General features: G+C 69.1%; 12 protein-coding genes and 2 pseudogenes. 7 read left to right on the top strand and 7 right to left on the bottom strand.

Going from position 1 to position 12,185, the window contains the following annotated elements; translation table 11 throughout:
- Positions 1-498 (top strand): annotated as a pseudogene (locus ACFVDI_RS08250) (hypothetical protein); the annotation flags it as partial.
- Between the two features lie 58 nt (positions 499-556).
- Here ACFVDI_RS08250 and pcaD read toward each other — a convergent pair.
- The 5 genes from pcaD to ACFVDI_RS08225 all read right to left on the bottom strand — a co-directional run bounded on the left by pcaD (position 557) and on the right by ACFVDI_RS08225 (position 4,736).
- Positions 557-1,327: a 3-oxoadipate enol-lactonase gene (gene pcaD / locus ACFVDI_RS08245; RefSeq protein ID WP_378902751.1), complete on the bottom strand. Its 771-nt coding sequence runs from the start codon at positions 1,325-1,327 to the stop codon at positions 557-559.
- A 147-nt stretch (positions 1,328-1,474) separates the two neighbouring features.
- Positions 1,475-2,056, bottom strand: a complete 582-nt coding sequence (locus ACFVDI_RS08240) for a hypothetical protein (protein WP_378902748.1) — start codon at positions 2,054-2,056, stop codon at positions 1,475-1,477.
- A 151-nt stretch (positions 2,057-2,207) separates the two neighbouring features.
- Positions 2,208-3,263, bottom strand: a complete 1,056-nt coding sequence (locus ACFVDI_RS08235) for a 2Fe-2S iron-sulfur cluster-binding protein (RefSeq protein ID WP_378902745.1) — start codon at positions 3,261-3,263, stop codon at positions 2,208-2,210.
- On the bottom strand, positions 3,253-3,558 hold the full coding sequence (locus ACFVDI_RS08230; RefSeq protein ID WP_008360072.1) for a hypothetical protein: 306 nt from the start codon (positions 3,556-3,558) through the stop codon (positions 3,253-3,255). Before ACFVDI_RS08230 ends, ACFVDI_RS08235 begins: the two co-directional genes overlap by 11 nt.
- The gene (locus ACFVDI_RS08225) at positions 3,558-4,736 is read right to left on the bottom strand and encodes a Rieske 2Fe-2S domain-containing protein (RefSeq protein WP_378902741.1); all 1,179 of its coding nucleotides are present in this window, start codon (positions 4,734-4,736) and stop codon (positions 3,558-3,560) included. The genes ACFVDI_RS08230 and ACFVDI_RS08225 overlap by 1 nt, the downstream gene beginning before the upstream one ends.
- 69 nt (positions 4,737-4,805) lie before the next feature.
- Between ACFVDI_RS08225 and ACFVDI_RS08220 the strand changes: the two genes are divergently transcribed.
- From ACFVDI_RS08220 to ACFVDI_RS08195, 6 genes and pseudogenes are all read left to right on the top strand, one after another.
- A complete protein-coding gene (locus ACFVDI_RS08220) occupies positions 4,806-6,008 on the top strand; it encodes an acyl-CoA dehydrogenase family protein (RefSeq protein WP_378902738.1) in 1,203 nt (400 codons plus the stop codon).
- A gap of 73 nt (positions 6,009-6,081) precedes the next feature.
- The gene (locus ACFVDI_RS08215) at positions 6,082-7,158 is read left to right on the top strand and encodes an acyl-CoA dehydrogenase family protein (RefSeq protein WP_378902735.1); all 1,077 of its coding nucleotides are present in this window, start codon (positions 6,082-6,084) and stop codon (positions 7,156-7,158) included.
- Between the two features lie 58 nt (positions 7,159-7,216).
- A complete protein-coding gene (locus ACFVDI_RS08210) occupies positions 7,217-7,423 on the top strand; it encodes a hypothetical protein (RefSeq protein ID WP_378902732.1) in 207 nt (68 codons plus the stop codon).
- Between the two features lie 628 nt (positions 7,424-8,051).
- The gene (locus tag ACFVDI_RS08205; RefSeq protein WP_378902729.1) at positions 8,052-9,293 is read left to right on the top strand and encodes a DUF222 domain-containing protein; all 1,242 of its coding nucleotides are present in this window, start codon (positions 8,052-8,054) and stop codon (positions 9,291-9,293) included.
- 383 nt (positions 9,294-9,676) lie between these two features.
- A complete protein-coding gene (locus ACFVDI_RS08200; RefSeq protein ID WP_378902726.1) occupies positions 9,677-10,084 on the top strand; it encodes a nuclear transport factor 2 family protein in 408 nt (135 codons plus the stop codon).
- 74 nt (positions 10,085-10,158) lie between these two features.
- A pseudogene (locus ACFVDI_RS08195) lies at positions 10,159-10,618 on the top strand (helix-turn-helix domain-containing protein); the annotation flags it as partial.
- A 217-nt stretch (positions 10,619-10,835) separates the two neighbouring features.
- On the opposite strand, the gene ACFVDI_RS08190 reads toward ACFVDI_RS08195, so the two are convergent.
- Together ACFVDI_RS08190 and ACFVDI_RS08185 are read right to left on the bottom strand one after the other, a co-directional pair.
- On the bottom strand, positions 10,836-11,357 hold the full coding sequence (locus tag ACFVDI_RS08190) for a hypothetical protein (protein WP_378902723.1): 522 nt from the start codon (positions 11,355-11,357) through the stop codon (positions 10,836-10,838).
- Positions 11,350-12,180, bottom strand: coding sequence for an alpha/beta fold hydrolase (locus tag ACFVDI_RS08185; RefSeq protein WP_378902720.1), 831 nt, complete (start codon positions 12,178-12,180; stop codon positions 11,350-11,352). Before ACFVDI_RS08185 ends, ACFVDI_RS08190 begins: the two co-directional genes overlap by 8 nt.
- Between the last annotated feature and the right edge of the window lie 5 nt (positions 12,181-12,185).

Raw genomic sequence — 12,185 nt, 5'->3', positions numbered from 1 at the left:
GTCTGCGACCTTCGGGCGGGGTCCTCATTCTCCGGGGGTTTCGGCCTGGCAAACGCCGGGGGCACTGCGGTGGGGGTGCGGGGCGTGGGGGCCGCGCTCGCCTCGATGGCACAGCTGCTGCGTCCGGGCGGGCGCCTCGTGCTCACCTCTCGTATGTGGGAGGTCGTGCGCGCTCGTGGCTCCCGGATCGATGTCCGCGATCACCTGATCCGCCGCAACGGTCGCGACGCGGTGGTTATCTACCACACCCAGATCGCTCCGGACTGGGAGCAGGAGCATCACTTCGAGATCGCCGTCACCGAGGTGAGGCCCGACGGATCACTCCACACGTGCGCGGAGCGGTTGTCGTTCTGGCCCTACCGCTACGAGGAGCTCGTCGCTCAGCTGCAGACGGTCGGGCTGACCGTCGAGACCACGACCGTCGACGCCGACGGCGCCGGCTATCTGCTGGTCGCCCGGTCGGACGGCCGATCGGTGAACGAGTCGAAGACGTCGTAGAGCACCGCCTGACGGGGGTCCGCGAACGCCGCATCGGGTTATCCCGCCGCGGTGTCCCTCAGCGTCCTTCGAGGTGGTCGATGATCGCCGGGGTGATGGTCTCGGGCTGCTCCGCGTTGGCCAGGTGCGCCGAGTCGGGGACCACCAGAAGCCGGCCGTCCTGGACCGTCTCGGCGATCTCCTTCAGATACGCAGGAGGTGTGGCGGGGTCGTCGGCGCCGGCGATGGCCAGGGTCGGCGCGGCGATCGCAGGGAGGTCGGCGCGCAGGTCCATGGCGGCGATGACCTCGCAGCAACCGGCGTACCCCTCGTCCGGGGTGGCCGCGACGGTCGCTTCGCAGGCCGCCTTCACGTCAGGCTTGGCTCGGAGGAAGCCCGGCGTGAACCAGCGGGCGATGACCGCCTCCGCGACGGCCCGGCTGCCGTCCGTACGCACCGTGGCCGCGCGGTCGCTCCAGGCGGACGACGGCGCGAGGTGCGCGCCGGTGCACAGGAGTACGAGGCGGTCGACGCGGTCGGGGTTGCGTGCGGCGAGCCGCATGCCGGTCATGCCACCGAGCGAGAGGCCGACGAAGTGAGCGCGCTCGACGCCGAGGCGATCCAGGAGGGCGACGACGTCGTCGGCGAGGTCGTCGATCGTGTACGGACCGGGCGGGACCGGCGAGCCTCCGTGTCCGCGGGTGTCGTAGCGCACCACGCGGAAGTGCCGCTCGAGATCGCGCAGGTTCTCGTCCCACATCGCGTGGGTGGCGCCGAGCGAGTTGGACAGCACCACCACGGGCCCATCGGCCCGGCCCGAGACGACATGGTGCACCTCGACCGCGTTCACGACGCCACCGGCGCGAGGCGGCTCGGGATCAGGCTGGCTGCACAGGTGACGTCCATGCCCGAGAATCTAGGAGCGCCTACCTGGTGTTGTGAAGTATCGATATACGCGGCATTGATACGCCTGGCGTATCGACCTCCGAGGCAGGTGTCAGCCGAGCCCGGGTCGGGCGTGCAGCCCGCCGCCGGACTCGTAGAGCAGACCCTTGTCCTTGATGAGCTGCCCCGCGGCCGCCAGGATCGGGCTGTCGCCGACGGCGGTGCCGGCCATCGAGGTGATCGCCTCGAACATCTTGACGGCCGCATCGTCGACGGCGGGCCAGTTCCACTCCGAGGGGGCGGGGCCGATCGGCTCGACGGCGTGCCAGCGGGTCGCGCGGGCCTCGGCCATCGTGGTCAGGGTGCTCCAGCCGAGCCCGCCGAGACCGACCACCCCACCGAAGTTGAGGCTGATCAGGCCCCACCCGCTGCACTGGTACTCATAGGCCGACGGACCGAACTCGGACTCGTCCAGCTCGACCCGGGTGATCACCGGCTCGGGGCCGGTGTTGGGGGCGTAGAGCTTGAACGCAGGCCGGGCCGCGAGCAGCGAGGCCGAGGCCGTCGTGGTGATCTCGCTCAGCGGCTGGCCGGGGGCCGAGTAGGCGTCGAAGACCCTGAAACCGAGGTCGAGGGCATAGCCGACGACGAACCGTCGGTCGTCCTGGGCAGCGTAGAAGTTGCGATTGAACACGTTGGGGGGAAACCTCGCTTGTGCCCCACCGACCACCCGCTCTGATTCGCTGCGGATGACCCGGTGGGATGTGGTTCGGGCAGCGCGACACTATCGCGCCAGGCACGTCGACCTGGCAACCGGTTGGTGATCTGTGTCTCTCGCGAGTCCCTCAGGAGTAGGTGCCGCGCACGGTGTCGGTGGTCGGCAGCGACTGACAGCCCAGCCGGATCCCGTCGTCGAGGTCCTCCTGCTCGAGCACGTCGTTGCGCACCATCTTCACCTCGCCCTCGAGCAGCCGGAAGGCGCAGGCCGAGCACTCCCCCTCGCGACAGGAGTACGGCGCCTTGACCCCCTTCGACTCGAGGAAGTCGAGCATCGGGGTGCCCGGGTCCCAGTCGTCGTAGGTCGTCGTGGTGCCGTCGAGCTCGATCTCCAGCGTCACCGGCTGCTGGGCCACACTCTCGCCGTCGACAACCTCCGCCTCGGCCTCCTCGACCGGGGCGACATCCCCGAACGGGTTGCCGCCCAGGGACGCGAACTTCTCCTGGTGTCTCCGCGCCCGCGGGAACTCCAGCTCCTTGAGCGCCGCGATCGTCGCCTTCATGAACGGCGCCGGACCGCAGACGAAGGCGTCGTACGTCAGGTGGTCGGCCGCGAACGCCTTGAGCTGCTCGCCGGTGGGCAGGCCCTGGACCGACTCGAGCCAGTGCACCACCTGCAGCCGTTCCGGATGCTCGGCGGCCAGCCGCGCCCACTCCTCGGCGAAGATCACCGAGCGCTCGTCGCGGTTGGCGTAGAAGACCACGATCCTTCCGGTGCCCTCCCGCAGAGCTGTGCGGGCGATCGAGATGATCGGCGTGACGCCCGATCCGCCCGCGAACAGCAGGAAGTCGGCGTCGATGTCGGCGGGGGTGAAGATCCCGCTCGGCGGGAGCACGCGGAGCGTGTCACCGGGACGGAGGTTGTCACAGATCCAGTTGGAGGCGTAGCCGTCGACGGTGCGCTTGACGGTCACCGTGAGCGGGTCGCCCGGAGCGCTGGACAGCGAGTAGCAGCGGGCCGCGAGACCGTCGCGGTCGCTCGGCACGGCGACGGTGAGGAACTGGCCCGGCTTGGGCTGGAAGGCGTGCTTCACGTCCTCGGGCAGCTCGAAGACGATCGAGTGCGCCTCGGCGGTCTCCTTGACGACATCGCTGACGGGCAGCAGGAAAGAGTCAGTAGCCATCCTCGGCTCCGATCTGGATCCGGCCGTCGGCGACGGCTGCTTCGATGGACGCGGCCAGACGAGGGCAGCGGGCGTGGACGAGCCGCGCGCCGTCGGCGGCGGCCTTGCGGCGTACGAGATCCGGACACTGGGCCTGCGCCTCGGCCGTCCACTGGACGGAGGTCTGGTGCTCGCTGTTCTTCTTGACCCCGACGCGGGCGAGGCAGTCGAGGCACTCCACCTCCACCAGGCGGGCCTGGGTGTAGAGCCGCTGGTCCTCGATGGTCTCCTGCGACGTCGGGACGAACGAGGCCATCAACTGACCCCTGCGTCACTCGACTCGGAGGCGTCAGCGGTCTCTGCCTTCTCTGCCTCGATCCGGCGGAGGTTCTCGGCGACCTCCTCGTGCCAGAACTCGTTGGCCTTGGTGGTGTCGACCTCGAACTCGAAGCGGGCACGCATCTCCGGCTCGATGTCGGCGACGTCGACATAGAACTGCTCGTACCAGCGGCGCAGTTGGTAGACCGGGCCGTCCTCCTCGCACAGCAGCGGGTTCTGCACCGGCGCCTTGTTCTCCCAGATCGCCACGTCCTGGAGGAACCCGTCGCCGAACATGTCGGCGTACTTCTTGCCGATGAAGTTGGCGGTCTTGTCGTCGAGGCCCTCGGGCTTCTTGACGGTGATGCCGTACTGCAGGAGGAACGAGTCCGGACCGGTCGGGATGTGGCAGTTGATCAGGATCACCTCGGTCACGAAGCCTTTGTAGTCGACCTCGAGCCAGTTGATCATGTAGGCGGGGCCGTAGTAGGTCGCCTCGGACTTCAGGAACATGTCGGCGTCGCCGTAGCCGCCGGCCACGTCCGGCCGCCCCTTCGAGGCCATGTACTGCGTCGCGGTGTGGTCCTCGAAGACGTTGCGGAAGTCGGTCGGGAAGGCGAAGTGCACGTAGTAGAAGTGCGCCATGTCGACCACGTTGTCGATCAGCTCGCGGCAGTGGCTGCCCTTGATCGGGACGGTGTTCCAGATCCAGTCGGTGTAGACCTCGCGGTTGCTGACGTCGGGCAGCTCCGGCGGCAGGATGTCGTAGTCGGCCTTCGAACCCTCGGGGTCGTGCCAGATCAGCAGTGAGTCGTTGCGGATCACCGTCTCGTACGCCTTCGTACGGGCACGCAACGGGACCCGGCGGGCGTAGGGGATCTGCTTGCAGCGGCCGTCGGCGCCCCAGCGCCAGTCGTGGAACGGGCAGCCGATCTCGTCACCCTTCACGGTCCCCTGGGTGAGGTCGCCGCCCATGTGGCGGCAGTAGCCGTCGAGCACGCCCAGCTCGCCCTGGGTGTTCTCCCACACGACCAGCTTGCCGCCGAACGCCTCGACCGCGTGCGGCTTGCCGTCCTTGAACTCGCTGGCCAGGCCCAGGCAGTGCCAACCGCGCGCGAAGCGCTCCGGCTGGGAGCCGTGGTCGAGCGTGCGGGTCTGGGTGGTGGGGTCGGCCATGGTCGTACCTTCCGCTGGTCTGTTCGCTGGGCCCTATTCAAAACGTAGAACCTGTTCTAGTTTTATCACATGCATGTGGCCTTGACACCCGCCCAGGAGCAACTTCGCTCAGAGCTCAACTCCTATTTCGCCCAGTTGGTCACGCCGGAGCGCCGCGCGGCGCTCGCGCGAGCGTCTGGCGAGTTCGGCGACGAGGCCGACAAGGAGGTCTACCTCTCGACCATCCGGCAGATCGGCGCGGACGGATGGCTCGGGATCGGCTGGCCGAAGGAGTACGGCGGCCAGGACCGCTCCATGGTGGAGCAGCTGATCTTCACCGATGCCGCCGCCGTGGCGGGGGTGCCGATCCCCTATCTCACGCTCAACACGGTCGGCCCGACGATCATGCGGTTCGGGACCGAGGAGCAGAAGGCGTACTTCCTGCCGAAGATCCTCGCCGGCGAGCTGCACTTCTCGATCGGCTACTCCGAGCCGGGGTCGGGGACCGACCTCGCCTCGCTGCAGACACGCGCCGTTCTCGACGAAGGCACCGGCGAGTGGGTGATCAACGGCCAGAAGATGTGGACCTCGCTGATCCAGTATGCGGACTGGATCTGGCTCGCCTGCCGGACCGAGCCGGAGGCGTCACGTCACAAGGGGCTGTCGATGATCCTGGTGCCGACGTCGTCCTCGGGTTTCTCCTATACGCCGGTCCAGACCGTCGCCGGCGTCGGCACCTCGGCGACCTACTACTCCGACGTGCGCGTGCCGGCCTCGAACCTCGTCTCCTCGCGCGGAGGGGGCTGGGCGCTGATGACCAACCAGCTCAACCACGAGCGGGTCGCGCTCACCTCGGCGGCGCCGCTGGTGCACTCGCTCGGGCTGGTCGAGGAGTGGGCACGCACCACCCTCGTGCCCGACGGCAGCCGCGTGATCGACTCCGAGTGGGTGCAGGTCGCGTTGGGTCGGGCGCACGCGCGGATCGAGGCGCTCTCGCTGATCAACTGGAAGCTCGCCTCCGACGCCGACCACGGCGTCGCGCTATCGCCGGCCGAGGCGTCCGCGACCAAGGTGTACGGCTCGGAGCTGGCCACCGAGGTCTACCGCACGCTCATGGAGATCGTCGGCCCGCACGCCGGAGTGACGGCCGACTCCCCTGGCGCCGTCCTCGCCGGCCGCCTCGAGCGGTTCCACCGCTCGTCGTTGGTCATGACCTTCGGCGGCGGCACCAACGAGATCCAGCGAGACATCATCGGCTACGTGGGCCTCGGCCTCCCCGCCGCCAAGCGCTGACCCATCCACCCGTCGGTCGAGCCGCGAGCGCCAGCGAGCGTGTCGAGACCAACACAGTCGATTGCGAGACACCATGGACTTCTCCTTCACCACCGAATCCGACGACGCGGCCGAGCTCGCGGCCAAGATCATCGGCGATGCCACCTCGCTCGACCGGCTACGTACGGTCGAGACAGACGCCGGCGACCGCGGTCGCTTCGACGCCGCCCTCTGGTCCGCCCTCGGCGAGGCCGGGCTCCTCGGGCTCCATCTGCCCGAGGCGTACGACGGTGCCGGGCTCGGGCTCGTCGAGCTGTGCCGCGTGCTCGTCGAGACGGGGCGACGCGTCGCGCCGGTGCCGCTCGCGGTGCACGGCCCCTGCGGGCTGCTCCTCGCGGAGACCGCTGCGAATGCGCTGACCGGCGTTGCCGACGGGTCTCGCGTGCTGTGTGCCGCGGTCGCCGAGGAGCACTCCCATCTGCCCGACTCCCCCATCGTCATCGCCACGGGCGACACGATCACGGGCGTGAAGACGCTGGTCAGGGCGGGGATGATCGCCGATGCGTTCCTCGTCACCGCCTCGGCACCGGACGGCACCACCGGGGTCTTCCTGGTCGAGGCCTCAGCCGAGGGCGTCGACCGCCGTGCGCAGCACACCAGTGACGGCGACGTCACGGCGCTCGTCTCGTTCGCGTCCGCCCCGGCTCGACGGATCGGCGACGCCTCCACCGCTGCCCGCCTCGGTGAGCTGCTGACCGTCGCTGCCGCCGCCGAGCTGCTGGGCGTCACCGAGGGCGCGCTCGCACTCACCTCGTCCTACGCCAAGACCCGGGAGCAGTTCGGCCGCGCCATCGGCACCTTCCAGGCCGTCTCCCAGCGGCTCGCGGACGGGTTCATCGACGTACTGGCCCAGCGGCTCACCCTCTGGCAGGCCGTCTGGCGGGTCTCCTCCGGGCTGCCCGCCGCCGACCAGGTCGCGGTGGCCAAGCTCTGGGCGGCCGACGCGGCCCATCGCCTGGCCCACACGACCGTCCATGTCCACGGCGGCGTCGGCATCGACCTCGACGGCGAGGCGCATCGCTACTTCACCACCGCCAAGCGCTTCGAGTTCGTCTTCGGAGGTGCCACCGAGCAGGCTCTGCGGATCGGGCGCGCGTTCGCGGCGTCCTGACCTCGAGCAGATCTCAGAGGGGCTCCGGCGATCGCCGGAGCCCCTGTTCTCGCGGCGGTTGTCTGTGCGGTATCGCGGCAAGCAACCAGGATGTGCGATAGCGCGTCGATCTATCGGGAGTGCTGTTGCGGACGGAGACGCCGGCCTGACCGACATCGGCAACGACATCGGCAACGACTTCCGCCTCGACTCCGCCGCGATGACCGTCTTCGCCATCGGGCTCGTGTTCGCGATCGCTGGCGTGCTCGCCGCCATCGCGGTCTGACGCTGGGCTCCCTCCCCTGCTGGAGCGGCGCGCGCCGCTCGCCGCGCTTTCTCGCCCGATACTTCGTGCCGCACGCGGGGCGGGTCGTCTGGGGGCGTTCTCGTTGCCGCTGCGGCCGTGGGGCTCCTCGGCTCTTGGCGGGCGGCGGTGGGCCTTGGCGTGTCGGGGCGCGCGGTTCGCTGGCCGCGATCGGGTGGGGAGGGTTGGGGTGTGTCTCTTTGGTCTCGCATCTGGGTTCCAGCGCGGGTGGGGCCAATACGTTGTTCGGGTTGGGAGATTTACAGGCCAGGGTGTCTGGGTTGGGTGCCATTTGCCTGACTTGTCTGGGTCCCAGCAACGGTTCGGGTTTTGGATGGGGATACCTGTCCCTGATCGGGTTCAGATGAACTGGGTTCGCCTGATCTTGCTTTGTCTGATAGGATCGGCGTAGGCGTAAACGTGATGGCCGACCACCTCGAAAGAGGCGTGCCCACCCCGAAGAAGGTGGGTAATCCAGGGGAACCAGGGGCGTGAGCGCCGAGCTGCGAGGGTAAGTAATAGCCCGTACTGCCGGGCCTCCAAGACCAGCGAACCAGACGGATCTGCGTGTGCAGATCCTTGAGTTCGTACGTCGGGAGGTGACGGTTCGATGACCACGCTGCAACAACCCCCACACCCCGTGCTGGAGGCGGTGGTCACGATCACCGGCGCCCTTGATCGGGTCGCCGATGCGAACCCGTCGTTCATGGCCACCGACCAGAAGGCCGCCACCCTGGTCGAGATCGCCCGGGCCAAGGCCCAGCTGGCCGAGCTCGAACTCCGGGTGATCGCAGCTGCCGATGACGTCGCCGCGGAGTCGGCCGCACGGGATGTGGCGGCCTGGCTGCACCACCACACCCACCAGCGCCCCGAGAGCCTGCGGGCCGACCTCCACCTCGCTACCGCACTGGACCGGACCTACGCCCTGGTCGCCGCGGCGATGCGAGCCGGTGCCTGCAACCCCGCCCAAGCCCACGTCATCGTCAACGCCCTCGACGACCTCCCCGCTGATCTCGATGTCGAGATGAAGACGAAGGCCGAGGAGGCCCTAGTCGCCTACGCGCGCCAGTTCGACCCGGTCCAGCTGCGTCGTCTCGGGCGTCGCATCCTCGAGGTCATCGCCCCCGAGATCGCCGAGGCCGAGGAAGCCCGACGCCTCGCCGCCGAAGAAACACACGCCCGCAAGAAGACCCGCCTGGCCATGCGCCGCCTCGGCGATGGCACCACCCGCATCTCAGCCGTGGTCCCGGACGCAGCAGCGGACCGGCTCGCGACCACCCTGGAAGCCTTCGCCTCACCCCGGCGCGAGGACGGCACCCGCACCGACACGGGTGAGTTTCTTCCTTATGGCCGTCGGCTGGGTCGCGCGTTGTGCCAGCTGCTCGAGACCCTCGACCCCGCCCGGCTGCCCATCCACAGCGGCGACGCCACCACCGTGATCGTCACCATCGACCTCGACCAGCTCCGCACAGAAGCCGGCATCGCCCAGGTCCTCGGCGGCACCCCGATCACCGCCGCCGAGGCTCGGCGGCTGGCCTGCACCGCGAACATCATCCCCGCCGTCCTCGGCGGCAACTCCGAGATCCTCGACCTCGGCCGCAAACAACGCCTCTTCACCGCAGCCCAACGCCGAGCCCTCCTCCTCCGCACCGCCACCTGCGAGGCCGAAGGCTGCGACATCCCCGGCACCTGGGCCGAAGCCCACCACTGGATCGCCTGGGCCCAAGGCGGTGCCACCGACCTCGACAACGCCGCCCTCCTCTGCTCCCATCACCACCACCGCGCCCACGACCCCACCTACCTCCACGAACGCCTACCCAACGGCGACATCCGCTTCGCCAGACGCACATAGACCACCGCCTGGGGCCACTGGCTGTACCCAGCCAGGACGTTGGTGCGGCGAGTCCGGCTGATCGTTCGACGCCACCAATCAGGCTGGAAGCGAGCACATCTCGCTGCGGCGACGGGAGGACGTGTTCGGCCTCGAACTCGGTGTGCCGTCCCGACGCCGCACACAGCTTCGCCGCACCGCCTCCAGTTCGGCGTCGAACCTCACCGCTATTTCCCCATCGAGAAGCGCTTCGAGTTCATCGCTGACCGGGTGACCCAGCAGACGCTGCGGATCGGCCGCCCGTCTGATCTCGTCGCGGGCCCACGCCCGTGCCGGAGTCTGTCGAAGCAGCCTTCATGAAACCGCGAGCGGTCTACGGTGTCTCCCGAACCCCAGGAGGACACATGAGCACAGCCGAGAACAAGCAACTCCTGCGCGAGGCGTTCGACGCCTGGGCCGGCGGCGACATCCGCCTGTTGCTCGCCGCCATGGATGACGACGTGGTTTGGACGGTCAGCGGACACAACAGCTGGGCGGGCAGCTTCACCGGCAAGGACGCCGTTCGTCGAGACCTGCTCGGGCCGTTGGGCGCGCAGTTCGCCGACACGTACACGAACACCGCGAGCCGGTTCGTCGCCGAGGACGACATCGTGGTGGTCGAGGCGGAGGGCCGCGTGACAACGAAAGCCGGCCCGCGCTACGACAACAAGTATTGCTTCGTGTTTCGATTCGAGGATGGCCGGATCCGCGAGATCACCGAGTACATGGACACTCAACTGGTCGCGGAAGTACTGAACAGCCCGCCCCGCTAGATGTACCCGGCCATGAGGTCGGTAGCAGGTCGTTGACGTGGAGAGAGCCTCCGGGTGAGGTGTGGATTGTCGAGATTCACGCCGCCCAGGAGGCGCTCGTATCCCACCGTAACGCTCGCACCACGTTTCACGGCAGGTTGCTGATCATTCATCGTCACCGTGCTGGTTGGCCCCGGGCGCATATCGCCACGGCGACGGGAATCTCGCGTCGCTGTGTCGCGAAATGGATCGGCCGGCTCGAGGCCGAGGGCGAGGCCGGCCTGGTTGATCGTTCGTCGCGACCGCACTCGTGCCCGCGAGCGTCGCGGCCGTGACTGGGTCGCGGTCGAGCTGAACATCTCGCCGCGGACCGTGTCTCGGGTGCTGGCCCGTCATGCCGTGCCGCTCTTGTGCGATCTGGACTCGATCACCGGTGAGCTGTTGCGGGCCTCGAAGAAGACCATGGTGCGCTACGCGCGTGAGCGGCCCGGCGAACTGGTGCACATGGACGTCAACAAACCAGGCAAGATCCCCGATGGTGGCGCCGCCGAGGCCCTCACCGACCAACGGGCGCAGGAGCACGACGCGAGCCTGCAGGTCGCCGGGTTCTACCCGAGCCTGCACCTCAACATCGCCGACAACCTCCGGCGGCTGGGCGCCTTCGCGGCCGCGGCTGAACAGATCGGCAAGGCCGAGGAACGCGTGGCGGCACTTCCACCCGGGGCGTACGGCGACATGATCCGTACGGCCATCCAGGGTGTCGGCGAAGCGATCACGGCTCGCGACACCGCACCCCGGCCGACGTCGCCGACCGCCGGCGGGACGGAGTAGGGACCGCGGCGGCGAGCCAGACCGATGCCGCGCCCGCGACCGCCGTGATCGCCGGCCAGAACCACCACGGGACCGAACCCGGCAGCAGCTGACCGATACCGAGGAATCCGACCACGGCGAGCGGTAGGGCGATCAGGACAGCCAGCCAGGCACGGCCGAAACCGGATGCTCCGAGTGCCAGACCCATCGCCGCCGACGGCATCACCACCACCACGGTGAGCAGCACGACGGCTGCTAAGAAGACCGCGGCAAGCACCGCCCCCAGCGCCCCGAAGCCGCCCGTGAGCGCGTCGCCCACGACGGATCCGGTGTCTGCCTCTTCCACCTCGACGAATCGACCGAAGAAGGTGACGGCCGGCGAGAACAGCAGCTTCATCAGCCCGACCCCCGCCGACGCACCGGCCGCAGCGGCGACACCAGCCACCGCCGCATGGCGCGCCACCCGGCCCGGATCTTCACTCACGCCGATCCGCCCTCGCGATGGTCGAGAGGATCGCGTCGGCAGCCGCCTGGGGCGCCTTGGTGGGGATCCAGTGGCTGACGCCGGTGAGCTCGATGAACTCGTAGGGGCCGGTGACGGAGCTCTCGTTGCCCTCCAGCGCGGTGCGGCCGATCGCGACGTCGCGGTCGCTCCAGAGCATGGTCGTCGGGACCGAGACCCGGCCGACGCGGGGGGCCAGGAAGAGGGCGCGGTACCAGCCCAGGCCTCCCGGGAGCGCGCCGTAGTCGACGATCTCCTCGCGGAAGCGCTCGATGTCGTCGTCGGCCCAGCCGCTCCCCCGCATCATCCGCTCCATCCGGCCGCCGCGCCCGGAGACCAGCTCGGGGAGGAACGGGATGTTGAAGTAGGCCATGTAGGCCGACTTTCGTCGCTGCGGGCCCTTCATCGACCGCGCGAACGGGACCGGATGCGGTACCGACATCGCGGTCCAGCTCCGGACCAGGTCGGGCCGCTTGGCCGCCACTCCCCAGCCGACCGCACTCCCCCAGTCGTGCCCGGCCAGGTGGACCGGACGGCCGATCTGGTCGATCAGCGCGACCACGTCCTCGACCAGCTCGCCGGCGCCGTAGCCGAGGCGGGTGCGCGGCCGGGCACCCGGCGAGTAGCCACGCTGGTCCGGCGCGAGGGTGCGGAAGCCGGCCTCGTGCAGGATCGGCGACACCTCGCGCCAGCAGGTCGCCCGCTCCGGGAACCCGTGTAGGAGCACGACCGGGTCGCCGTCGGCGGGGCCCGAGTCGATCACGTCGAAGGTGAGTCCGTCACGTACGTAGCTCGAGATCGTCACCTGCC

The organism is Nocardioides sp. NPDC057767 (genome assembly GCF_042798275.1).
Classification (GTDB): domain Bacteria; phylum Actinomycetota; class Actinomycetes; order Propionibacteriales; family Nocardioidaceae; genus Nocardioides.
Note: the sequence above shows the minus strand (reverse complement) of the source record. Positions and strands in the feature narration are given on the sequence as shown.

What these genes read in the sequence shown, in the direction of transcription:
- ACFVDI_RS08235 (WP_378902745.1), bottom strand. Translation starts at nt 3,263, where the DNA reads ATGGCTACTGACTCTTTCCTGCTGCCCGTCAGCGATGTCGTCAAGGAG.
- ACFVDI_RS08230 (WP_008360072.1), bottom strand. Translation starts at nt 3,558, where the DNA reads ATGGCCTCGTTCGTCCCGACGTCGCAGGAGACCATCGAGGACCAGCGG.
- ACFVDI_RS08225 (WP_378902741.1), bottom strand. Translation starts at nt 4,736, where the DNA reads ATGGCCGACCCCACCACCCAGACCCGCACGCTCGACCACGGCTCCCAG.
- ACFVDI_RS08220 (WP_378902738.1), top strand. Translation starts at nt 4,806, where the DNA reads ATGCATGTGGCCTTGACACCCGCCCAGGAGCAACTTCGCTCAGAGCTC.
- ACFVDI_RS08215 (WP_378902735.1), top strand. Translation starts at nt 6,082, where the DNA reads ATGGACTTCTCCTTCACCACCGAATCCGACGACGCGGCCGAGCTCGCG.
- ACFVDI_RS08205 (WP_378902729.1), top strand. Translation starts at nt 8,052, where the DNA reads ATGACCACGCTGCAACAACCCCCACACCCCGTGCTGGAGGCGGTGGTC.
- ACFVDI_RS08200 (WP_378902726.1), top strand. Translation starts at nt 9,677, where the DNA reads ATGAGCACAGCCGAGAACAAGCAACTCCTGCGCGAGGCGTTCGACGCC.